The organism is Rothia mucilaginosa ATCC 25296 (assembly GCF_000175615.1).
GTDB classification, from domain to species: domain Bacteria; phylum Actinomycetota; class Actinomycetes; order Actinomycetales; family Micrococcaceae; genus Rothia; species Rothia mucilaginosa.
The window spans coordinates 113,249-135,235 of record NZ_ACVO01000025.1 but is presented as its reverse complement, the minus strand read 5'-3'; the positions used below and the strand labels follow the sequence as shown (position 1 = coordinate 135,235).

Sequence of the window (21,987 nt, the reverse complement as noted above, 5' to 3'; positions counted from 1 at the left end):
CTACCCTCAGCTAAATTCTCGTGAACCCCGCCTCCGGCAAGAGAGGCGGGGTTTTCCGGTAGGCTAGGGTATAGACATTCAGACGGAAAGCAAACAATCGAGAGAAGAATGAGCGTTCTAGATAACTCTTTCCCCACCGAGGACTTTGGCTTCACCCTCACCAGCCGCCTGGCGGACACCGCCTCCCCCAGTGCTGAACGTGTAGAAGCCAACGGCGGACAGTTCCGCGGACGCGCCGGTGTCATCACCACCCCGCACGGACAGATCCAGACCCCCGCCTTCACCCCCGTGGGCACCAAGGCAACCGTCAAGGCGGTCCTGCCCGAATCCATGAAGGAGCTCGGCGCTCAGGCTCTGCTCTCCAACGCCTACCACCTGTACCTGCAGCCCGGCCCCGAAATCCTCGACGCGGCAGGCGGCCTGGGTGCGTTCATGAACTGGGACGGCCCCACCTTCACCGACTCCGGCGGTTTCCAGGTCATGAGCCTGGGCTCCGGCTTCAAGAAGGTGATCGACATGGGTACCGTCGCGGGCGCTAAGGGCGCCGACGGCCGCCCCCTCGGTGACGACGACGTGGCAAAGGGCAAGGAACGCCTCGCCCACATTGACGACGACGGCGTGAACTTCAAGTCGCATATTGACGGCTCGATTCACCGCTTCACCCCCGAGGTGTCCATGCAGGTTCAGCACCAGATCGGTGCCGACGTCATGTTCGCCTTCGACGAGCTGACCACCCTCTACAACTCCCGCGGCTACCAGGAGGAGGCGCTCGAACGCACCCGCCTGTGGGCGCTGCGCTGCATCGCTGAGCACCAGCGCCTGACCACTGAGCGCGTGGGCAAGCCCTACCAGGCGCTGTTCGGCGTCATTCAGGGTGCACAGTACGAGGACCTGCGCCGCAAGGCATGTCAGGACCTCGGCTCTATGCCCTTCGACGGCTTCGGCATCGGTGGTGCACTCGAGAAGGAAAACCTCGGCACCATCGTGCGCTGGTGCGCCGAAGAGCTGCCCGAATCCAAGCCCCGCCACCTGCTCGGCATCTCCGAACCCGACGACATCTTCGTCGGCATCGAGAACGGTGTAGACACCTTCGACTGCGTCTCCCCCACCCGCGTGGCACGCAACGCCGCCGTCTACTCCCCCACCGGCCGCTACAACATCACCAACGCGCGCTTCAAGGCGGACTTCTCACCCATCTACGAGGGCTGCGACTGCTACACCTGCACCCACTACACCCGCGCCTACCTGCGTCACCTCTTCAAGGCGGATGAGCGTCTGGCGGCGACCCTCGCCTCCATCCACAATGAGCGTTTCATCGTGCGCATGGTGGACGACGCCCGCGAAGCCATCAAGGACGGCACCTACTTCGAGTACCGCGACGAGTTCCTCGGCAACTACTACTCCGGCAAGAAGCCCTAAACCCGCTCTTCAACCCGTTTAAGGAGAACCCTATGAGCATCACTCATGTTCCCGATGAGGAGCTTCTCGTCTTCGACCACGAGATCGCAGCCCCGGTCGAGGACGTCTTCGGCGCCTACCTGGACCCCGAACTGCTGGTCCGCTGGTACGGCCCCGCAGGCTGGCACGTGCGCCCCACCGACGTTGTCGTGGAGCCTGTCGTCGGCGGCATGCAGCGCCTGTCCATGATCAACGAGGTTGACCCCTCGGTGTCCTGTATTCTGCAGAGCCGCTTTTTGAGCATTGAACCGTTCAAGGAGCTCGAATACGCCGAGCAGCTGCCCGACCACCTGGGCAACCCCGGTAGCGTGCTGGTGTACCAGCGTCACCGTTTCTTCCCCGAAACCGTGATTACCGCCGACGGCGTGGGTTCCGGTACCCGCATCGTCATTGAGATTGGTCCCATGCCCGCCTCGGTCCACGAGGAGGTGCGCACCACCTGGCGTTCGACCTTCGCCCGCCTGGATGACGTGCTCGCCACCCGCGCACACGGGGAGCTCTAAAACCCGCCGCGCCAGCTGCTTGAGATAGCTTCGAGACACGAAAGCGCCGCGTTGACGAATGATTCGTCAACGCGGCGCTTGTGTTTAACACCCGTGCTTTGCGGGGGGGGTTCCTTCTGGGGTGTGCCCTGCCGGGTGTGAGTCGTAAACTAGTTGGTCAGCTTCACGGTAATGACGGTGCTGCCACCATCCAGGGACACGCACTCGGGGGTCGCACGATCCGCGCCGTCGCCCGGCTTCCAGTAGCAGCGCGCCGACATGACGGTACGCTCACCATTCGCCTTATCGGTCACCTCGGCGGGGTTCTGCACCACAAACTGGCGGATCAACTCACGCGCAAACAGGCAATCCACCGCACCCGAGGCCACCTGAACCGTAGCATTGTGCTTCAGGTAGCCGGTAGCGTCCATGCTGCCGCAGCTACCGCCCGCAGACTGAACATCCGAGCTGGACAGGCTTGCGGTGCTCGACGCCTTCGCCACTGCACTCGCTGAAGTATTCGCCTTAGCCGATGCGGAAGGGCTCGACGCCGCGCTCGCCTGCGCGGTCGCCGTGGGGCTTGCGGTGGTGATGGTTCCGGGGCTCACGGTAGCCGCCGCGGTGGGGGTGTGCACGGTACCGGCAGTCGGGGTGCTTTCAGTGACCGTTGCGGTGCGGGTGGGGGTGGCGGTTGCCTTCGCGCTCGTAGCGCTGGGGCTAGGGACTACGGTAGCGCTCGGGGAGGCGGTGGTTGCGCCTCCGGAGCATGCCGACAGGGCCAGCAGGAGCGTGGCACCGAGCGCCACAGGGCTGTAGCGCTTAGCGGTGCGGAGCGTAGTAGAACGAGCCTGGGTAGAAGTCTGGGTAGAGTGCTTCTGTGCCGGATGCATGGTGACCTTTCTGCGTCATCGGTTCGGGTTCCTAACCAGTATTCTAAAGACGCTACCTGTGAGCTAGCTATACGGCATCTTAGGAACCCGCAGGGTGCCCCCGCTAGGACACAGCGGGTAGAGGCACAGCGCAATAAGAGGGGCTCCCCGGCAGTGCGGGGAGCCCCTCCTTAGCTATTCACAGCTCATTGATAGCTCGTTAGCAACTCAATAATTCTGACGCGGACACTTAGCCTTCGTGCCTGCCGCCCACCGTAATAGTGTGGCCGTTTCCGTCATGGCAGGTCATCGAGCCAGTCTCAATCTCGCCGAAGCAGGTCAGCTGCTTACCCTCAGCAGCGGGCACAGTCACCACATCCAAGGCGTGCATCATCTTTGTGTTTGCGGTGGTGGTTTCCGCATGCAGAGCCGAGGACTCATTCACGGTATTCACCTCGCTGGCGCCGGTCTTGAAGTTCATGCGAGTTACCTCCACCGGGCCGGCAAACGTACGACCGACCGCGCCGTTACCGTTGCCGGTCTGCTCGCCGATGCGGCGCTCGCACACCAGGGTTCCGTCCGCGGGGTTCAGCTCGCAGAGGGTGCGCTCGTCATCGCTCTTGAAGCGGTAGTAGCCGGCACCGGAATCGTAGTAGGAGGGCTCCATGAGGAAGGGAATCGGGGGAGCATCCGGGTTTTCCAGACGAGCCACGAAAGCGACATCCTCGCCAATGGTGCATTCGGGGGCGCCGCGATCCTCACGACGGTTCTCAGCCATCTCGTACTGCGGGTTCCAGTAGCAGGTGGCGTCCTGAACCTTCGCCACCTGGTGCTGGGTCAGGTTGTCGTCGGCACGCGGGGTGGTGACGTATTCGGTCAGCACGTCTAGGGCGTGGGCGCAGTCCACGGTACCGCGTAGCACCATGATTTCCGCGCCGGTCTTCAGGTAGCCCTTGCGTCCGATGTGTCCGCAGCGCTCGCCGGCGGAGGCGCGCTCAGCCTCCACCTTTTCGGGCGCGCGGGGAGTGTCACCGGTGGGGGTTGCTGCTGCGACGGGGTTTGCCTTCGCCTCAGCGGGTGCGGAGGATTCGGACGCCTTCGCCTCGGCGCTCTCGCTGGGGGCGGGTGCCTGAGTCTCGGTGACGGTCGGCTCGGTCTTCTTCGTCGGCGTCGGGGACGCGGTGGAGGAAGGAAGCGGGTACTTCGAGTGGTTAGCCGTACTGGAAGGGCTGGGGGTCGACGAGGAGTTTTCGCTCTGAGAACCGCCGAAGCAGCCGGTCAGAGCGAGGAGCAGGGCGGCGGCGCATCCGGTGGCGCGCATCGTGCGGCGACCCCAATCGGCGGGGCCTGCCTGAGTGTGGTGGAACGACATCGTTATCTCTCCCAGGAATGAACCTTTTGCACCCTTTGCAGAAGGTATTTAAAGCATACGCTTATCCCCGTTCAAGATTCGGTTTATTACAGCGGAGCGCCGGTATCTACCCCTACTTCTGCGGCAGGTAGGAGCTCAGCAGTTCACGCTGCTCGGGGCTGAGTCGAGTCAGTCGCCCCGCCACGGAATCCCAGAACGCCAGCACGGTGAAGGCACGCACGCATTCGCGGCCGTCCACCGGGGAGAGAATCGAGTAGCCAATCCGCACGGATGCGGCGCTGACCTTCTCCACGCTCAGGCGCACGGGTACGGGCTCACCGGTGTAGGGCAGCTGAGCCAGGTAGCGGATGCCGTGCTCGGCAATAAGCGCCTGCACGCCCTCGGCAACCAGGTCGAAAAGCGGAATCGGAGGCTGCGGTGCCACGGTGGGCTTCTGCCCAGAGGAGGGCGGCGGGCCGAAGAGCGCCACACGGGCTTCTTCCATGACCGAGAGGATGGCAACGTTGTTGACGTGCCCGTAGGCGTCCATATCGCCCCAGCGTGCGGGTACGTGCACCAGCAGTTCGTCGGTGGTACCGGCCTCAGAGGCGGGGGTCTTTTCGGGGGTGTTTTCGCGGTTTTTTTCGTGGCTTTGCATGGTTTTAACTCTACTCCCCCACCGCTGTGAGGGGACTATTCGTACGAATCCGCAAGGTACAGCAAATGAATCAGCTGATGATGATTCGGGGGCTAGAAATATATTTGGTAGTTAAAGCGATGAGGCTCGAAAGCTACGATGCTTTCGAGCCTCATCCAACACACAGACATTTGAACGCATACAAGATCATACGGTTCACTGTCTATGATAGACCCCACTCTGAGGGCCAACTGCATTTTTACGGTTTTATTACGAGGAATTCCAGAAATTTTCCGTATTTTTCGTTTATTACTGTGTTGGAGTCTCTGCAGGCCCCAACACCGGCTCTCCCGGCAGCTACAGAACCTTAACGGCCCAGCTTAGCCGCAGTCTCCAGGGCATGATCAGCGTCGTACTTCATGGCGTCATACTCGGCAGTTGCCTGCTGAGCCTCAACAAAGGTCTGCTCATCAATCATGTGAGTGTGGCGGATACGAGCAAAGTACAGCAGGCTCAGAACCACAAAGTAGCCCACGCCCACAATTGCCGGAACCATAGAACCGCGCACCATGAAGAGCGCAACCCACACCGCAAAGAGCAGCAGAACGCCAACCGCCGCGGTGAACTGGCCACCCCACAGGCGGAAACCATTGGTTGCAGGCTCAACACGCTTGTACACGATGTAGGCGAACAGAATCAGAACCCACACGGTCAGCGCGCACACCATAATCACAAAAATCATGGAGAGGAACGCTTCCTTCGGGCTATACAAAGCCAGCAGAATAGCAATGACCATGCCGCTGGTCGACAGCCACACCGCACGAGCCGGAACACCAGCGCGGTTCACCTGAGCCAGCTGGCGAGGCGCCATACCGTCAGCCGCCAACGAGTGCAGCAGACGCGCACCCGCGTACAAGTTCGCGTTCGCACTCGACAGTGCCGCAATCAGCACCACAAAGTTCACGAAGTGTGCCACACCGTGAACACCAAGCTGTTCAAAGACCAGAACGAACGGGGATGCCTCCACAGCGTCGCCCAGACCCGATGCCGAACGCCACGGAATAACAGCCACAACAATTAGAACCGCCAGCACGTAGAAGGTCGCCAAACGAACCATCATCGCCTTCGCCGAGGAACGCACCGAACGGGAGGGGTCCTTCGCCTCCGCAGCAGAGATCGAGATCATCTCAATACCACCGAAGGAGAACATCACAACAGCCAGCGACAGCCACACCGACTGGAGGCCGTTCGGCATGAAACCGCCATCGTTGAAGAGGTTTGCGGTACCCACCGCAGCGTGACCGGGCAGACCGAAGAAAATCAGGCACAGGCCCACCAGCAGGAAGGCAATAATCGAAATGACCTTAATCGAAGACAGGAAGAACTCCAGCATGCCGAAAGACTTCACGCTGGTCAGGTTCAGCACAATCAGCGCCACACCAAACGCGGCAATACCCGCCCACAGCGGAAGCTGCGGCCACCAATAATTCAGGTAAGTCGCCACAGACACCAGCTCAACGCCAGCAATCAGAACAGTTGCCGTCCAGTATGCGATGCGAGTCAAAAAGCCCGCGAAGGGGCCCAGGTAGCGGGTAGCAATAGTACCGAAACCGCCGCGGACAGGGTAGCGAACCGCCATTTCACCGGTTGCCGCGCCAATCACCGAAGCGAGCGCAGAACCAATAGCGTAGGTGAGAATGACCGCGGGACCAGCCATCGCAATGGCGGTGCCCGAACCCAAGAAGAGGCCCGTACCGAGCGCGGAACCCATCACGATCATGGTCATCTGTCCGTGGGACAGAGAACGCTTCAGGGTGCGCGATCCGGCGGTCCCCGCTGCAGCGTGGCTGCGGGTATCGTCGTTGTGGGACACGAAGGTGCCTTCCGTCAGTACGCCTTAGGGGCGTGATGTGCAATGTGTGCTCGCACCCGGCTTCTGCGGCTTCTAGCCGCGTTGACGGGTACGAATAGTTAACTATTCTACGGGCACACTCACATCGCTCAGAACGGCGCCGTCTAGAGTACAGAAGCGAAAAGGCACCGAACGGGGGTGCTCCCCCCATCCGGCGCCTTTTATGTTTTAGCCTAGCGAGGCTTTCACGCTATTTAGTGCTGTGCCGCGTTGGTGTTCTCGTCGGCGTGCATCGCGTCCAGGTCGGGGCGCTCATAACCGCCCTGAACCTTCGACGAGATGGCATAGCCAATAGAAATCAGCACGAAGAAGATGATACCGACCATGATGGATTCCTGAACGCCCGAGCCGGGCAGCATGAACATTGCCGCCAGGGTCGCCAGGACACCCGCCAGAGCCAGACCTGCGGTGACGCGGCCACCCAGCACGGTGAAGGAGGAGGCGTCCTTCTGATCCTTCTTGTACGCCTGGTAGGTCAGCAGAATCATGATCCACACGACCAGGATGCACAGGGTCACCAGCGCCATGAGCAGGGCAAAGATGTCGCCAATCTTAGCAACAGCCATCACGGTCGCCACAACAACGCCGGTGAAGGAGATGAGCAGAGCCACGACCGGCACGCCGCGCGAGGAGGTGCGGGCAGCCACTGCGGGAGCCATGCGGTCAGAGCCCAGGGCGTGCAGTAGGCGAGTTGCCGCGTACAGGGAGGCGTTAGCGCCAGAGAGCGCAGCAACAAGCACCACGAAGTTCATGATGTCCGCCGCGAAGGGGATACCCAGTTCAGAGAAGACCAGCACGAACGGCGACTCGGTCAGCTCCGAGTTCTGTGCGGCGGTCTGCCAGGGCACCAGGCACAGAATAATTGCCATGGACACCACGTAGAAGGTGGACAGGCGCCAGATCATTGCCTTCACGCTGGTTGCCACCGAGCGTGCCGGGTCCTTCGCCTCCGCTGCGGAGAGGGAAATCATTTCCACACCGCCGAAGGAGAACATGACAACAGCCATCGAAATCCAGATGGATGCCGGGCCGTTAGGCAGGAAGCCGCCGTCGTTCACGAGGTTTGCGGTACCCGCAGCGGTGTGACCGGGCAGACCCACGAACACCAGCAGTACACCAATCACCATGAACACGATGACGGCAGAAACCTTAATCGAAGAGAGCAGGAACTCCAGGGCGCCGAAGGACTTCACGCTCACCAGGTTCAGCACCAGAATAATCGCCCCGAAGAGAGCAACGAACACAGCCAGGGGAACGTCCGGGAACCAGTACGCCATGTAGTGACCAACCGCCACCAGCTCAGCGCCAGCCAGCGGCACGGTGCACGCCCAATACGCCCAGCGAGTCAGGTAGCCGCTAAAGGGGTTCAGGTATCGGCTCGCAATGGTGCCGAAACCGCCCTGGACGGGGTGACGCACGGACATTTCACCCGCACACGCAGCAATGGTTGCCGCAATCATCGAACCAATAGCGTAAGAGAGGATTGCGCCGGGGCCCGCAATTTTAATGGCGGAGGAGGAGCCCAGGAACAGGCCCGTACCCAGCGCCAAGCCCATCGCAATCATGGTCAGCTGGCCGTGGGAGAGGGAACGATTCAACGAGTCGTTCTTCTCCGACTGCTCGGGGGTGTTCCCCTGCAGTTTAGACATAACGTATCTCTTTCTTAGACATGCTGTGTATTGAATAAAGCTGAAATGGCAATGCCGCCCGGTCGTTGGGCCGGGCGGCTCTGCACATCAGCTGTCAGGAGGTTAGCTTATGCCACGTACTCGAGTTCGTGACGCTTGAACCAACCAATAATCGGGTAGCTGATTGGCATGAGGAGCACCTCGACCAGGCACTTGTAGATATAGCCGATCAGTACGTAGTTGATGAATGCTTCCATGGTGTCGATGCCGAGCACCGGTGCCGCAATGGAGCAGAAGATGACGGTATCAAGCAGCTCACCGACCAGGGTGGAGACGATCATACGCAGCCACAGGAAACGGCCCTTGCTTGCCTTCTTCATTGCCACCATGACCCAGGAGTTCAGGGTCTGACCGAAGAGGTAACCGAGCAGGGAGCCCACAAAAATCTGCCAGACCGGGCCGAGAACCTGCGCGAACGCCTCCTGGCCGGTGTAGAAGCTCGCAGCGGGCAGGTGCACGATCAGCAGGAAGCACAGGGCAGCAAAAGCGGCTGAGGCGAAGGAGGCCACAATCGCACGGCGGGCACGCTTGAAGCCGTACACCTCAGAAAGAAGGTCGCCAATAACGTAGGCGAGAGGGAAAAGGAAGAAACCACCGTCGGTGACGATGGTGTTACCAATGAGGGGCAGTTCGAAGGGCAGCGGACCGAACTCCACGCCCTTAGTTGCACCAATATTCGAAATGATCAGGATGACGCAGGATGCGCCCAGCAGCAGATCAAAGTAGCCGCGGCGACCAGCCCAGGGCACCTTGACGGTGCTCGTCTGAGCCTTAGATTCGCTAACGGGTTTAGCCATTACTTTCCCCAAGTCTTTCTTCATGCGATGTGTTTCTTCACGTAGGGTACGAGCCCTCACGTGTGGTGGGTGAGTGCGCTATGCAGGGCGCTACTCACCGGCTCGTCTGCCACCCGAGCCTATCTAATAGTACCTATATGCCGTGGCGGCGGCAGGTTTACGGGCTTCGTTCAAGAGTGTGGACGCTCATGACCACCCCGCCAGCCTTCCTGACCGCACATTTACAATAAATGTATGAAGAATCTGGGCCACGGAATTCACCGCACTGAGCAGGTGGTATCCCTGCTGGGGGCGGGGCGTGCGCTACGCGCCTCGCTTCGGCGGTCGGTACGGGGTTCTTCACAGCAGGTGCGGAGGCGGCGGCACCGTAACCAGCGGCGGCTGAGCGCGCATATTCCGCGTCTGCATCCGCTGTTCACCTATGCGGCGCAGGCTGTGCGCACCGGAGCTTCCCTGCTAGAGCCAGTGCTTCTGGCTTCGTCTGAGCTGCTCGGTTACCGATCGTTTACGCATCGCGGGCGCAATATCTACTATCGGGTCGATAACCTGTATCTTCTGACCGATTCTGAGTCTGCGCCCGGTGTGCTGTTCTATTTTGATGGCGACCACCTCTCCCGTGTGGGTAGCCGCCTGTTGCGCCGCGACTCCCCGTTGCGTGCCGAGTTGGCGCAGGTGGCGGCTGAGTTCAACATGCTGTCGGTGCCGGTGCTGTCGCCGGGTAGTTTGCGGGAGCCGCGCCTGGCCGATGGTGATTCTTATGCGCCTCCGCTGACCTATAACTGGTGGGTTCGGGCCCGCTCGAACGGCAGGATGGTTCGCGCCCTCATTGAGGAGATTGCCCTGGCGTACGGGGTGGATACGAGCCGTATCTGGCTTGCGGGCTATTCGGGTGGCGCCGAGTTCCTCAGCTACGAGCTGCTGTCACACGATATTGAGTGGATTCGTGGAGGTGGCGCCACCTTTATCGGTGGCGGCGGCGCTGACGGCGTGCCCGTGCGGGTGCGTGAACAGGCTGCGCTGAATCCTTCCTCGCATGAGCATCTGTTGATGAGCTGGCATGTGGGTGTGCTGGATGGTCGTTCGCCGTCGGCTCGTCGGCGTATGGCGACGAGTTCTGAGGGGAGTTGGTCGGCGCGGATTGCGGTGCAGGAGGGTAGTGCGTTCTACGAGGGTTTGGGGGCGCGGACTTTGTTGCAGGTGACTCCGGGGCGTGGCCATACGGGGTATCCGATTGCGTCGTTGGTGGGTGCTGATTTGGCGGCTGCTACGCGTTTGGGCTTCTTGTAGTGCCGGTCGTTCTGTCATATTTGTGAAAATTCGCATGGATTGGGCAAATTTCTTGGTGACACATTCAATAAATTCGTCATTTGATGACGTATTAGGGTAGAGTGTCACTATGCCTCGTATTTCTGCAGCAACCAACGCCGCCCAGCGCGAAAACACCAAGCGCGCCATCCTCAACTCCTTCGGCGAGATCCTCTACAACCGCGGCCTCTCCGGCCTGACCATGACCGACGTCGCCAAGAACGCCGGTATCGGCCGCACCGCGGTCTACAACTACTTCGCCGACATGGGCGAACTGTTGGTCGCCTATGCCCTGGACGAGACCGAACGCTTCCTCAACGAGCTGCGCGTCGGCCTGGAGGGCATCGAAAACCCGATCGACCAGCTCGCGGTCTACATTCGCTTGCAGATCAACGACCTGGCGCGCCGCCACCTGCCTCCGGGCCCTGCGATGCGCTCCATGCTCTCCCCCGAGTCCTACGCGAAGCTCGGCAAGCACGTTCACGAGCTACAGATGGTGCTCGCACATATTCTTTCTGCCGCCATTGCCGAGAACTACATTCCGAAGAACGACATTCGCGAACTGGCGATGCTTGTGCACGGTTCCCTCTCCTCAAGCGCCGGTCGCGCCGAGGATGCACCGGATGAGGAGACTCGCGAACGCCAGATTCTGAATACTATCCGTTTTATTCAGATGGGCCTGGGCGCGCGTTTCGATGCCGAAGGTAACCCTGTTCGTCTGGACTCCGAGGAGTCCCTGCCGGAGCAGTCTCCGGTGCAGGAGGCGGGCCTGAAGGTCGCATCCTAAGCGTGGCACCTCTGAACCGTGGAACCTGAACCGCGGAACGTAGCTCAGTTATACGTCACAAAAATGCCGCGGACCTGATGCTTCTTTGCATCGGTCCGCGGCTTTTTCTGTATTCGGGTGGGTTTTTACACGCCGGGCAGTAGCGCCGGTGAGATGGAGTCCAGGTCCAGTACACGCGCGTACATGACGGCGCGGCGGTGCAGGGCGTTACGTAGCGCGCGGTGCACGCCGTCTTCGAGGTAGAGTTCGCCGCCCCATTTGACCACGTGCGGGAAGAGGTCACCGTAGAAGGTGGAGTCTTCGGCGAGCAGGGTCTCGAGGTTGAGGGTTTTTTGGGTGGTGATGAGGGTGTCGAGACGTACCTGCTGCGGCGGGATTCCTCCCCAGTCGGCGTGGGTCATGCCGTGTTGGGGGTAGGGGCGGCTGTCGCCTACTTTTTTGAAGATCATGGTGGTGCTTTCTGCAGGTGTGGGGCGCCTCGGCGGCGCGTGGACCCGTGGGGGTTCTGAAGAAATAGTACCAAGGGGTATAAAAAATCCCCGGTCTTAGAATTTAAGACCGGGGATCGGTGGCGGAGGATGGGGGATTTGAACCCCCGAGGGCTGTTAACCCAACACGCGTTCCAGGCGTGCGCCATAGGCCGCTAGGCGAATCCTCCAGCTATGTTTTCTACGCATTGCGCAGGCAACGAATAAAACTTTACTACGCTTTTGCCGGGCGCGCAAGCCCTGAGCAGTAAAAGTAACAGAAAGCACATTTGTGGTTGCTTGTGTCCTCGCTTTTGGACGAGGCGGAGCGGGCACGTAGTGCATATGACGGGTGCGAGCTACCCAGGTACCCGTTTTTGGGTAAAAAAGACCTCCTACGCAACCGCTGAAACTCAGGATTCCGAGCGAGCGAACTGAGGCGCAGGATTCCGAGCGCGCGAGGTAATAAATCCTGCGTCGAAGCCGCCGAGCCCTAACGAGGCGGAATCCTGGGTTGAAGCCGTCGAACGGCAGTGAGACGGACATGACGGGTGCGCGTTCTCAGGAGAAAGGCTTGTTTTCGGGCATAGAAAAACCTCCTACGCACCCGTCATAGCTCGAATACCCTTGCTACCTTCCGGTCCTGGGGGAGTTTTCCAAGATAACGCCACGTAAGAGGCAAGAACCAGTGTACCGGATTTTTGGGCGCTTGGGAATTCCGTGCGTGCACAGTATTTCTGTGGGCGTACGGACTGCCCGATGAGAATCCGTGACGTGTGCGTGTTCGCCGGTGACTGTTGACCACTCGCGCCGAGAGTGGAGCGTCTAAAATGGTAGGGATTGTCCTATCCGCACCCCGAGTTGAAGAGGTTGCTGTGAGCACTGCCCTTTATCGTCGTTATCGCCCCGAGACCTTTGCTGAGGTTATTGGGCAGGAGCACGTGACCGAACCTCTTATGGTCGCTCTTGAGAAGAATCGTGTGAATCACGCGTACCTGTTTTCGGGTCCGCGTGGTTGCGGTAAGACCACGTCGGCGCGTATTTTGGCGCGTTGCCTGAACTGTGCGCAGGGTCCGACTCCTACTCCGTGTGGTGTGTGCGATTCGTGCCGTGAGCTCTCGCGCGATGGTGGCGGTTCTCTTGACGTGATTGAGATGGATGCGGCGAGCCACGGCGGCGTGGATCATGCCCGTGACCTGCGTGAACGCGCGACTTTAGCGCCGGTGCGTGACCGTTACAAGATCTTCATTATTGATGAGGCGCATATGGTGACCCGTGAGGGTTTCAATGCGCTGCTGAAGATTGTGGAGGAACCGCCGGAGCACGTGAAGTTTATCTTCGCGACAACTGAGCCGAATAAGGTGCTGGGTACGATTCGTTCGCGTACTCACCATTACCCGTTCCGTTTGGTTCCGCCGGAGGTTCTTCTGCCGTTCCTGCAGGGTCTGTGCGATCAGGAGCAGGTGGCCGTTGAGCCTGGCGTGCTGCAGCTGGTGATTCGTGCTGGCGGCGGTTCGGTGCGTGATTCGCTGTCGATTCTTGATCAGCTGATGGCTGGTGCGTCGTCGCAGAACGGTATTGAGTATGACCGTGCGGTGGCGCTGCTGGGTTATACCCACGCGCAGCTTCTGGATGAGGTCATTGAGGCGTTGGGTGCGAAGGATGCGCCGACTCTCTTTGGTGCGGTGTCTCGTGTGGTGGCGACCGGTCAGGATCCTCGCCGTTTTGTGGAGGATCTGCTGGAGCGTCTGCGTGATTTGATTGTGGTGAAGGCTGTTCCGCAGGCTGCCAGCCAGATTTTGCAGGGTGTTCCGCAGGATCAGTTGGAGCGTTTGGCTCAGCAGGCTCAGGCTTTGGGTGAGCGTGAGCTGACGGTTGCTGCGGGTACGGCGAATGAGACTCTGAATGGTATGACGGGTACGGCGAATCCGCAGCTTCAGCTGGAGTTGCTGTGTGCTCGTCTGCTTCTGCCTGCGGTGGAGGGTTCTGCCGGTGGCGCTGAGGTTGCGGCGTTGGCTTCTCGCCTGCAGGTTTTGGAGCGTCGCGTGGCTTCTAGTGCTGCTGGTTCGGCTCCTGCTGGTTCGGTTCCGGCGCAGGGTGGCATGTCTGCTGCTCGTGCGGCGGGTATGGCGGCGGCTGGTCTGATGCCTAAGACCCAGGCACCTAAGACCCAGGCGCCTAATACACAGACTCCTAGCGCCCCGGTTCAGGAGGCAGCTAAGCCCGCGCAGCAGGCAGCCCCTCAGCAGGGCAGTTCTCAGCATGCCAGCGCGGGTGCTCCCCCGCTGGCGGGTGCGCCCCTTAGTGCTGCACATCTGGCACCGACTGCGCAGGCCCCTGCAACTCAGGCACCTGCACCTGCGGCTGGTGCTCCCCTAGCGGGTAATACCCCGGCGGTACCTCTTGCTCCGGAGGCGCCGAATGCCCCGGCTTCTGCTGTAGCTGATGCCGCTGCGACGGGCACCCCCTCCGCGCCTCTGAAGCTTGACCCGAACGATCCTCTGGCGGCGGTTCAGGGTAATTGGCGCGCCATTCTTAACCGAATGAGCGTTCCCGGTGCAGCGGAGCAGCTGATGAAGGTTCGCCCCGCCCGCATGGACGGCGCAACCCTGTACGTGAGCGGCGACATTGCGACTTTGCGCGCGGTCAAGGGCTTTGTGCCCGAGCTGACCGCCCGCGTGAGCGAGTTCCTGCGCCGTCAGGTGACCATTCACGCTCAGGTGGCGAAGCCCGGCGAACAGGTCAAACCTGCAGCTCAGCCTGCAGCGCCCAGTGCTCCCGCAGCTCAGCCTGCAGTTCCGGCGGCTGTTGCCCCGCAGGTGCCTCAGCAGCCCGCTCAGCCGGCGCCTCTGGCTGATGGTCCGCGCGGCGGTGAGGATGCGTGGCGTCGCCACGGTCAGCCGCTGACCGGTGCAAACACCCCCGAGTCCACGAGCGTGGATGCGCCCCTGGGCGCGTGGGAGGTTGCCCCGATTCCACAGAGCGCCCCCGAGGAGGCACCTCAGCAGGCTGCCCCGGCTGTACCGGCTGCGCCACAGGCACCGGCTGGTCCGCTTGCGCCTGAACCCCCGGTTGCTCCGCAGGTTCCGGCAGGTCAGCAGGTTCCGGTTGCTCCGGCGGGCGGTTTTGGTGAGCGTGATTCCTTTGCCGCATCCGGTAGCGGAGTTCCGCAGCAGGAGAGCGCTACTGAATCCCAGCAAGCACAGGACCCCCAGTATGCGCAGGAGCCCCCGTTCTCGCAGGAGCCTCCTCACGCAGAGGAACCTCCGTATGAGGAGGAGCCCCCTTTTGAGGATGAGCCTGCCTACGCTGAACCGGTTGAGGCACCCACCGCGCCCGCAATGCCTGTTGCGCCCGCAATGCCTGCTCAGCCTGTAGCACCGGCAGGCCCACTTGCTACTCCGGTTGAGCCTGCTGGTCCGCTCGCCGCTCCGATTGCGCCTGCTGGTCCCCTCGCCCCGGCTGGTCCGTTGGCAGAGGCACCGCAGGCGGCTGCGGCTGATACTGCTCCGGCAAGTGATGAGAAGCCCGCAGCGCAGACTTCTAACGCACCTGCCACACCGATTCCTAGCGCGCCGATTCCTAGCGCACCGGCGGCACCGGCTCACCCGGCACGCGCCGCGTCCGATGAGGACTACGTCTCTGAGGATGACGAGAAGGTCGAAAACAGCACCTTCATCGGTCTGCGCGCTATCGAAAAAATTATTGGTGGCACCGTCATCGACGAACGCCCCCTGCACCAGCCCTAATCCAGGGTTGTAGGTGCCGCGCCCGCCATCGCACCGATGGCGGGCGCACTCATTCCAGCCGCATACTCGCTACGCGAAACGCCCCTAAACTGTCAGGGGTTGGGTGCATACTCATAACGTCGCCCAAGAACAGCGCACCAACGCACCAGCACAACACACCTCATCTGAAGGAGAAGCCATGTACGAGGGAGCAGTTCAAAACCTCATTGACGAGCTCGGCCGCCTGCCGGGTGTGGGCCCCAAGTCGGCTCAGCGCATCGCTTTTCACATTCTGAATGCGGATGCTGCCGATATGGCGCGCCTAGCCAACGCCATTTCCACGGTGAAGACCAGCGTCAGCTTCTGCGAGGAGTGCGGTAACGTCTCCGAGACGAAGCTGTGCACGATCTGCCGTGATGAGCGCCGCGACCCGTCCGTGCTGTGCGTGGTCGAGGAGTCGAAGGACGTGGTGGCGATTGAACGCACCCGTTCCTTTACCGGCCGCTACCACGTACTCGGCGGCGCCATTAACCCGCTGGCCGGTGTGGGCCCGGAGCAGCTACGTATTCGTGAGTTGGTGTCCCGCCTGGCGGATGAACGTATCCAGGAGATTATTCTGGCGATGGACCCGAACCTTGAGGGCGAGGCGACCGCAACCTACCTCTCGCGCATGCTCGTGCCGCTGGGTGTGCGTCTGTCGCGTCTGGCCTCGGGTCTTCCGGTCGGTGGCGATCTAGAGTACGCGGACGAGATTACCCTGGGCCGCGCGTTGGAGGGCCGCCGCGTCATTAGCGAGGGCACCGCGGCGGCGCATACTGCCGCCGAGGATTTTGAGCGCGTGAACCGTGAGGAGGAGCAGGAGCGTGAGCAGGCGGCTCAGGTTCAGGCTCAGGAGGCGAAGCAGAGTCGTCGCCGCTGGAATTCGAGCATGTTTGATGACCTGGATTCTGAGGATTCTGCCGTTTCCGCCCCGGCGGTGCCCGCCGCTGAGGGTGTGCAGGGCACGGTGGATGAGCAGCTGATCGAGCGGGTTCTGCAGGAGGCTGAGAAATCAGGCGATGAGGACTCCCCCGCTGGTTCTGGTGCGGGCTCTACGACTGAAGCCACAGAAGCAGAATCCGCCCCTGACCTGGGCGAAGATTCCGCCGAGGAGGCTCCTGCGAGCGCCGCCTCCGAACCCACTGAGGCACCCGTAGCCGAGCAGGCGGAAGATGCACCGGAAGTGTTCCGCACCCCGGACTATGAGGAGAAGATTCGCTCGATTCAGAACGCCCCGTTGCGCACCCCGAAGCCGGATGTTCCGCCACTGCCGGGCGTCACGTACGTGAACCCGTGGACCTAAAAACTAGCCCTCTCAGGCTTGCTGTGCCCGCCTCCGCGCCTTCGCCTCCATACCCTGCATCGCCACCGTGTAACACTACGTAATATTTCACGGGGCAATACATACGGGTGCACAGTTCGCCACTTGCACTGAACGCCGTCTACTATAAATGAGGAGCCGGCGTCTGCCGGTGGCACACAAGTAACTGACCTGGAGAATTCTATGAGCCTGATCGTCCAAAAGTTCGGCGGTTCCTCCGTAGCTGATGCGGAGGGCGTCAAGCGCGTAGCCCGCCGCGTCGTGGACACTCAGAAGGCAGGTAACGATGTGGTCGTCGTGGTGTCCGCTATGGGCGACACCACCGATGAGTTGCTCGACCTTGCCGCAGAGGTCACCAGCAATGTCGTTCCCTCGCGTGAGCTGGACATGCTGCTGACCGCCGGTGAACGCATTTCGACCGCCGTCCTGTCGATGGCCATTAACGACCTGGGCGCTAAGGCGCAGTCCTTCACCGGTTCGCAGGCTGGCATGATTACCGACGGCGTGCACGGTTCGGCGCGCCTCGTGGAGGTTCGCCCCGATCGCATCCGTGAGTCCGTCGAGGCCGGAAATATCGCGATTGTGGCCGGTTTCCAGGGCATGAACCGTCAAAGTGGCGACATTACGACCCTGGGCCGCGGCGGTTCCGATACGACCGCCGTTGCGCTGGCCGCCGCGCTGAACGCCGATGTGTGCGAGATTTACTCGGACGTGGACGGCGTGTTCACCGCCGACCCGCGCATCGTGCCGACCGCGCACAAGCTGGATACCATCACCAGCGAGGAAATGCTGGAGATGGCGGCGAACGGTGCAAAGATTCTGCACCTGCGTAGCGTCGAGTATGCTCGTCGTTTTAACTTGAAGCTTCACGTGCGTTCTTCGTTCTCGGACCTTGAAGGCACTATCGTGGTTCCGGAGGAGTCCGCGGAACTGACCCCCATTCATCTGAAGGAGATTCCCTTGGAGCAGCCCCTGATTTCCGGTGTCGCGCACGATCGCACCCGCGCAAAGATTACCGTTGTTGGCGTTCCGGACGTTCCCGGTTCGGCCGCTAAGGTGTTCGGCCTGATTAACGAGGCGAAGGTGAACCTGGACATGATCGTTCAGAACGTTCCCACCGACCGCCCCGGCGTGACCGATATTTCCTTCACTCTGGATCAGGCTCAGGGCGATGCTGCGCTGAAGGCGCTGAAGGCTGCGCAGGCTGAGTTGGGTTTCCAGGAGGTTATTTACAACGAGTCGGTTGGTAAGCTGTCGCTGGTTGGCGCGGGCATGAAGACTAACACGGGTGTTTCGTTCACTTTCTTTGAGGCGCTGTCTAACGCTGGCGTGAACATTGACATGATTTCGACTTCTGAGATCCGTATTTCGGTGATTACTGAGCTGAGCAAGCTGGATGAGGCTGTTCGCGCGGTGCACACTGCGTTCGGTCTGGACGCTGAGGGCGAGGCTACTGTTTACGGTGGTACTGGCCGCTAGGGTTTAGCTCGTTTGTGAGCTGTACGCTTCGGGAGGGGCGGTGCTGGTTTGATCCGGCGCCGCCCCTCCCTTTTGTCTGTGTATAGGTGAAATAACTGAAACGCTTTACAGTTATTTCAGATAGGGGTAGGGTTGTATCAACCACAATGAGCCTCCAACCGAATGATATGCACCCCACCGACGTGGCATCTTCGGACGTTGACTCTGCCGGCAACAGCACCAAGGAGAAGATAATGACCACCACCCTAACCAACCCCCTGGAGGAAGATACCCTCAGTCAGGCTCGCGCAGAGGCGCGGGAGATTCTCAAGAATTCTGAAGAAACCACCATTGAGCTGACCGTTTCGGGTCGAGAAAGCCAGCAGCTTGGCGATGCCCTCAACCAGGTCATTCAGCACGTCCTGCATGCCTTGGCTAACGGGCAGAGTATTGATGTTCAGCCTGTCCCCCAAGATTTGACGACGACCGTTGCGGCGCAGCGTATCGGTATTTCACGCCCGACACTCATGAAGGCTATTCGCTCTGGTGACCTCCCGGCGCATAAGGTGGGTAGCCACTTCCGTATCCGCACCGAGGATGCTGATGCTTTCCGTAAGGGACTTCTCAAGAAGACCGTTGCTCAGAAGGAGCAAGCTCTCAAAGAGCTCTGGGAACTCGAGGATGAACGCGGTCTTGTTGATGCCCTCGGAGGGCCCGCATGGTAGCCTCCAAATATTCTGTTCTGCTGGATACAAATATTCTGATGTCCAAAACTCTTCGGGATTGGATTTTATTGTTGGCGGTGAAGAGTGAATACGAGTTCTTTACGCCTCACGTCTCCAGTGGAATTATGGATGAGTTCGGCTACCATGTTCGTCGAGCCAATCCATCGATAAGCGATGTTGTCCTTGAAAACTGGAAGCAACAAATCATCAGGTCCTGCATCTCGTGCATCTCCGGGTTTCCTGTCGAAGCTCCTGTTTCCTTCCCCGATACGGATGATCTTCACGTACATGCCGCTGCCCAACATGGCGCCATGCACGCATTAGTCACTGATGACCGCAAACTGCTCGATTATGCTTCCACGGAAGAAGCTCAGAATATTCAAAATTATGAGACGCTCAGCGCGGATGATTTTCTGATGCAGCTCACCGAATACGCTCATCCCTCCTTATTTGCGGAGGTCTATCTTTTCCAGGAATCCTACGCTCGCTCTAAGGGGTTCACGGAGATTGATATTCCTCGCGCACTTGAACGAGCAGGGGCGGGTCAATTTGCCCGATATCTTCGGACAGTGGTGATTAATAGCCCACAGTTTGTCGATTTTGAACGTGAGTTTAAAGCCCGGTCTTCTAATAAATAGATAGACATTGCTACGTCCCCTACCTTGTCGCGGCATCGTTTAGGCTAGAAGCATGAGTAGTGTTGTTTTTTCCCAGGTGATGGATGCCCGTCAATGGCGTGCCGTAGAGGCGGCGCATGAGGCGCGTGCCGGCCGCTACGCCGACCCGTTTGCGCAGCGTCGCGCCCGCCACGAAGTGCACCCCGTGGAAGACTTCCTCTTCACCTACTACACGCTCAAACCCGGCCAGTTCAAGCGCTGGCACCCCGGCGCCGGCATCATTCTGCTGGATGCGCCCGAGCGCGCCTCCTGGCGTTTCTACCGGTCTGCAACCGAGCAGGAGCTCCTTGACGCTGGCTGCACCCCCGAGGTGGCGCGCGCCCAGGCGGATGCCGCCTCCGCCGTCACGGTGGACGTCACCGGTTTTGTGGAGCGCCGTGCTACCGCCCTCGCCTTCACCCACGAAATCCTGCGCAACACCGCCGCGAAGAAGGGGCAGTTCGGTTGCTTCGGCATGCACGAGTGGGCGATGGCGTACAAGTCGGTGGAGAACAATATCCGCCACGACTACCTGGAACTGCGCCTGGGTGCGGAGGGTACGGACCGTGTGGTGGAGGAGCACCGCATCCGCTGCTCGCATTTTGATGCGTTCCGTTTCTTCATGCCGCAGGCGGCACCGATGAACGAGCTGCAGCCGACCCGCGAATCCCAGCGTTTTCTGGAGCAGCCCGCCTGCCTGCACGCGAATATGGACGTGTACAAGTGGGCGTATAAGCTGCTGCCGCTGGTTGATTCGGCCCTGGTCATGGATTGTTTCGACCTGGCGTGGGATGCGCGCGAACTGGATATGCGCGCCGCCCCCTACGATATTCGCAGCTGGGGATACGAGCCGATTCCGGTGGAGACGACCGAGGGTAAGGCCGAGTACGTGCGGATTCAGCGTGAGCTGTCGGAGCGTTCGATTGAGCTGCGTGAGCGCCTGCTGCAGGTGTGCGAGCGCTACCTGCCGCCACTGAGCAGTGAGTAGGCTGAGTAGTGAGTAGGCTGAGTAGTGAGTAGGCTGGGCGGTGAGTAGCTGGTTGGTGGCGCGGGCTGGTTGCGTTTTTGGCGCTGTGGCCTGTGGGTTTGGTGCCCAGTGCGCGAGAAAAGGGTGACTTGGGGCTCTCTATTTGGTAATTGGTGGTCTCGTCATCTCACTTTCCGCTGTACTGGGGTAGAATGAGATACGGCTCATACAGAACCCACGCACCCAAGGAGTGCCCACACATGGCCCGTATTGTTGTTGATGTTATGCTCAAGCCCGAAATTCTTGACCCGCAGGGTAAGGCTATTTCTCACGAGCTGCCCCGTATCGGCGTTGATTCCTTCGTTGATGTTCGCCAGGGTAAGCGCTTCGAGCTGACCGTCGAGGGTGAGGCAACCGAGGAGCACCTCGCGGCTGCCCGCAAGGCTGCTGAAGAGTTGCTCTCGAACCCCGTCATCGAAGACGTTGTGAACGTTTCGGTTCTGGAGGACTAATACCTATGGCAGAGTCCCTCGCACCCACTGAAGTCCCCCTGGTTGGCGACTTCTCTAGCTACTCCCCGAACCCCGCTTTCGCTGACGCACGCGTTGGCGTGGTGACTTTCCCCGGCACCCTGGATGACCGTGACGCTGCGCGTGCTGTCCGTCTGGCTGGCGGTACCGTCGTTGAGCTGTGGCACGACGACGCTGATTTGAAGAACGTTGATGCCGTCATTATTCCTGGCGGTTTCTCCTACGGTGACTACCTGCGTGCTGGCGCTATTGCTGCGAAGGCTCCCGTGATGCGTTCGGTGATTGATGCCGCTAACGCTGCTGGTACCTCCGGTTCCGCTCCCCTGCCTGTTCTGGGTATTTGCAATGGTTTCCAGATTCTGACTGAGTCTCACCTGCTGCCCGGTTCGATGATTAAGAACGATCACCGCAAGTTCATTTGCCGTGACCAGGTTCTGCGCATTGAGAATAACTCCACCTCCTGGACGAGCGATTACGCTGCAGGCCAGGAGATTGTTGTCCCTCTGAAGAACCAGGACGGTCAGTACGTTGCTGACCCGAAGACTCTGGAGGCGCTGGAGGCTGAGGGTCGCGTGGTGTTCCGCTACGTTGGTTTCAACCCGAACGGTTCCCGTAATGACATTGCTGGTATCAGCAATGAGCGCGGTAACGTGGTCGGTCTGATGCCGCACCCGGAGCACGCTGTGGAGCCCGGCTTCGGTCCTTCCTCTTCCGGTTTTGGTGAGGTTTCTCTGCGCGGTGGCGCCGATGGTCTCGGCGTGTTCACCTCCGTTCTTGCCAACCTGATTAACGCCCGCTAACGCACGACAA

Annotated in this window: 19 protein-coding genes, 1 tRNA gene and 1 other RNA gene; 12 read left to right on the top strand and 9 right to left on the bottom strand. The window is 60.4% G+C overall.

The window, feature by feature from the left end:
* Positions 1 to 108: 108 nt before the first annotated feature.
* Positions 109 to 1,419 (top strand): tRNA guanosine(34) transglycosylase Tgt, encoded by a 1,311-nt coding sequence (gene tgt, locus ROTMU0001_RS08750; protein WP_005509278.1) that lies wholly within the window; start codon positions 109 to 111, stop codon positions 1,417 to 1,419.
* A 32-nt stretch (positions 1,420 to 1,451) separates the two neighbouring features.
* Complete coding sequence (locus tag ROTMU0001_RS08745; RefSeq protein WP_005509277.1) at positions 1,452 to 1,961, top strand: SRPBCC family protein; 510 nt, start codon at positions 1,452 to 1,454, stop codon at positions 1,959 to 1,961.
* A 149-nt stretch (positions 1,962 to 2,110) separates the two neighbouring features.
* Here the strand turns inward: ROTMU0001_RS08745 and ROTMU0001_RS08740 are convergent, their stop codons facing one another.
* From ROTMU0001_RS08740 to ROTMU0001_RS08710, 6 genes are all read right to left on the bottom strand, one after another.
* Entirely contained in the window at positions 2,111 to 2,830 is a 720-nt protein-coding gene (locus ROTMU0001_RS08740) for a hypothetical protein (RefSeq protein WP_005509272.1), read from the bottom strand.
* A gap of 229 nt (positions 2,831 to 3,059) precedes the next feature.
* Positions 3,060 to 4,181 (bottom strand): hypothetical protein, encoded by a 1,122-nt coding sequence (locus ROTMU0001_RS08980; protein ID WP_005509270.1) that lies wholly within the window; start codon positions 4,179 to 4,181, stop codon positions 3,060 to 3,062.
* Between the two features lie 112 nt (positions 4,182 to 4,293).
* Positions 4,294 to 4,818, bottom strand: coding sequence for an acyl-CoA thioesterase (locus tag ROTMU0001_RS08730; protein ID WP_005509268.1), 525 nt, complete (start codon positions 4,816 to 4,818; stop codon positions 4,294 to 4,296).
* A gap of 346 nt (positions 4,819 to 5,164) precedes the next feature.
* Positions 5,165 to 6,670 carry an amino acid permease gene (locus tag ROTMU0001_RS08720; protein ID WP_005509266.1) on the bottom strand — a complete coding sequence of 502 codons (1,506 nt, stop codon included), beginning with the start codon at positions 6,668 to 6,670 and terminating at the stop codon, positions 5,165 to 5,167.
* Between the two features lie 233 nt (positions 6,671 to 6,903).
* Entirely contained in the window at positions 6,904 to 8,358 is a 1,455-nt protein-coding gene (locus ROTMU0001_RS08715) for an amino acid permease (protein WP_005509265.1), read from the bottom strand.
* Positions 8,359 to 8,465: 107 nt separating this feature from the next.
* Complete coding sequence (locus ROTMU0001_RS08710) at positions 8,466 to 9,194, bottom strand: queuosine precursor transporter (RefSeq protein WP_044143872.1); 729 nt, start codon at positions 9,192 to 9,194, stop codon at positions 8,466 to 8,468.
* A 234-nt stretch (positions 9,195 to 9,428) separates the two neighbouring features.
* Here ROTMU0001_RS08710 and ROTMU0001_RS08705 point away from each other — a divergent pair, with 234 nt between their 5' ends.
* Positions 9,429 to 10,481, top strand: coding sequence for an alpha/beta hydrolase family protein (locus ROTMU0001_RS08705; protein WP_005509263.1), 1,053 nt, complete (start codon positions 9,429 to 9,431; stop codon positions 10,479 to 10,481).
* Positions 10,482 to 10,590: 109 nt separating this feature from the next.
* Positions 10,591 to 11,286, top strand: a complete 696-nt coding sequence (locus tag ROTMU0001_RS08700) for a TetR/AcrR family transcriptional regulator (protein WP_005509262.1) — start codon at positions 10,591 to 10,593, stop codon at positions 11,284 to 11,286.
* A gap of 125 nt (positions 11,287 to 11,411) precedes the next feature.
* Here ROTMU0001_RS08700 and ROTMU0001_RS08695 read toward each other — a convergent pair whose 3' ends face one another.
* From ROTMU0001_RS08695 to ffs, 3 genes are all read right to left on the bottom strand, one after another.
* Complete coding sequence (locus ROTMU0001_RS08695) at positions 11,412 to 11,735, bottom strand: type II toxin-antitoxin system VapB family antitoxin (protein WP_005509261.1); 324 nt, start codon at positions 11,733 to 11,735, stop codon at positions 11,412 to 11,414.
* Positions 11,736 to 11,855: 120 nt separating this feature from the next.
* Positions 11,856 to 11,944: transfer RNA gene (locus ROTMU0001_RS08690), tRNA-Ser, on the bottom strand.
* A gap of 396 nt (positions 11,945 to 12,340) precedes the next feature.
* Positions 12,341 to 12,437, bottom strand: an RNA gene (ffs, locus tag ROTMU0001_RS08985) — signal recognition particle sRNA small type.
* A 191-nt stretch (positions 12,438 to 12,628) separates the two neighbouring features.
* Here ffs and ROTMU0001_RS08685 point away from each other — a divergent pair.
* The 8 genes from ROTMU0001_RS08685 to purQ all read left to right on the top strand — a co-directional run bounded on the left by ROTMU0001_RS08685 (position 12,629) and on the right by purQ (position 21,977).
* Positions 12,629 to 15,502, top strand: coding sequence for a DNA polymerase III subunit gamma and tau (locus ROTMU0001_RS08685; RefSeq protein ID WP_005509260.1), 2,874 nt, complete (start codon positions 12,629 to 12,631; stop codon positions 15,500 to 15,502).
* 178 nt (positions 15,503 to 15,680) lie between these two features.
* Positions 15,681 to 16,823 (top strand): recombination mediator RecR, encoded by a 1,143-nt coding sequence (gene recR / locus ROTMU0001_RS09255; RefSeq protein ID WP_005509259.1) that lies wholly within the window; start codon positions 15,681 to 15,683, stop codon positions 16,821 to 16,823.
* A 201-nt stretch (positions 16,824 to 17,024) separates the two neighbouring features.
* Positions 17,025 to 18,320, top strand: coding sequence for an aspartate kinase (locus ROTMU0001_RS08675; RefSeq protein WP_005509257.1), 1,296 nt, complete (start codon positions 17,025 to 17,027; stop codon positions 18,318 to 18,320).
* 233 nt (positions 18,321 to 18,553) lie between these two features.
* Entirely contained in the window at positions 18,554 to 19,024 is a 471-nt protein-coding gene (locus ROTMU0001_RS08670; protein ID WP_005509256.1) for an excisionase family DNA-binding protein, read from the top strand.
* A complete protein-coding gene (locus ROTMU0001_RS08665; protein ID WP_005509255.1) occupies positions 19,018 to 19,662 on the top strand; it encodes a PIN domain-containing protein in 645 nt (214 codons plus the stop codon). The genes ROTMU0001_RS08670 and ROTMU0001_RS08665 overlap by 7 nt, the downstream gene beginning before the upstream one ends.
* 52 nt (positions 19,663 to 19,714) lie before the next feature.
* On the top strand, positions 19,715 to 20,668 hold the full coding sequence (locus ROTMU0001_RS08660) for a hypothetical protein (RefSeq protein WP_005509254.1): 954 nt from the start codon (positions 19,715 to 19,717) through the stop codon (positions 20,666 to 20,668).
* A gap of 239 nt (positions 20,669 to 20,907) precedes the next feature.
* Positions 20,908 to 21,159 (top strand): phosphoribosylformylglycinamidine synthase subunit PurS, encoded by a 252-nt coding sequence (purS, locus tag ROTMU0001_RS08655; RefSeq protein WP_005507194.1) that lies wholly within the window; start codon positions 20,908 to 20,910, stop codon positions 21,157 to 21,159.
* A 5-nt stretch (positions 21,160 to 21,164) separates the two neighbouring features.
* The gene (gene purQ, locus ROTMU0001_RS08650; protein ID WP_005507195.1) at positions 21,165 to 21,977 is read left to right on the top strand and encodes a phosphoribosylformylglycinamidine synthase subunit PurQ; all 813 of its coding nucleotides are present in this window, start codon (positions 21,165 to 21,167) and stop codon (positions 21,975 to 21,977) included.
* Positions 21,978 to 21,987 lie beyond the last annotated feature (10 nt).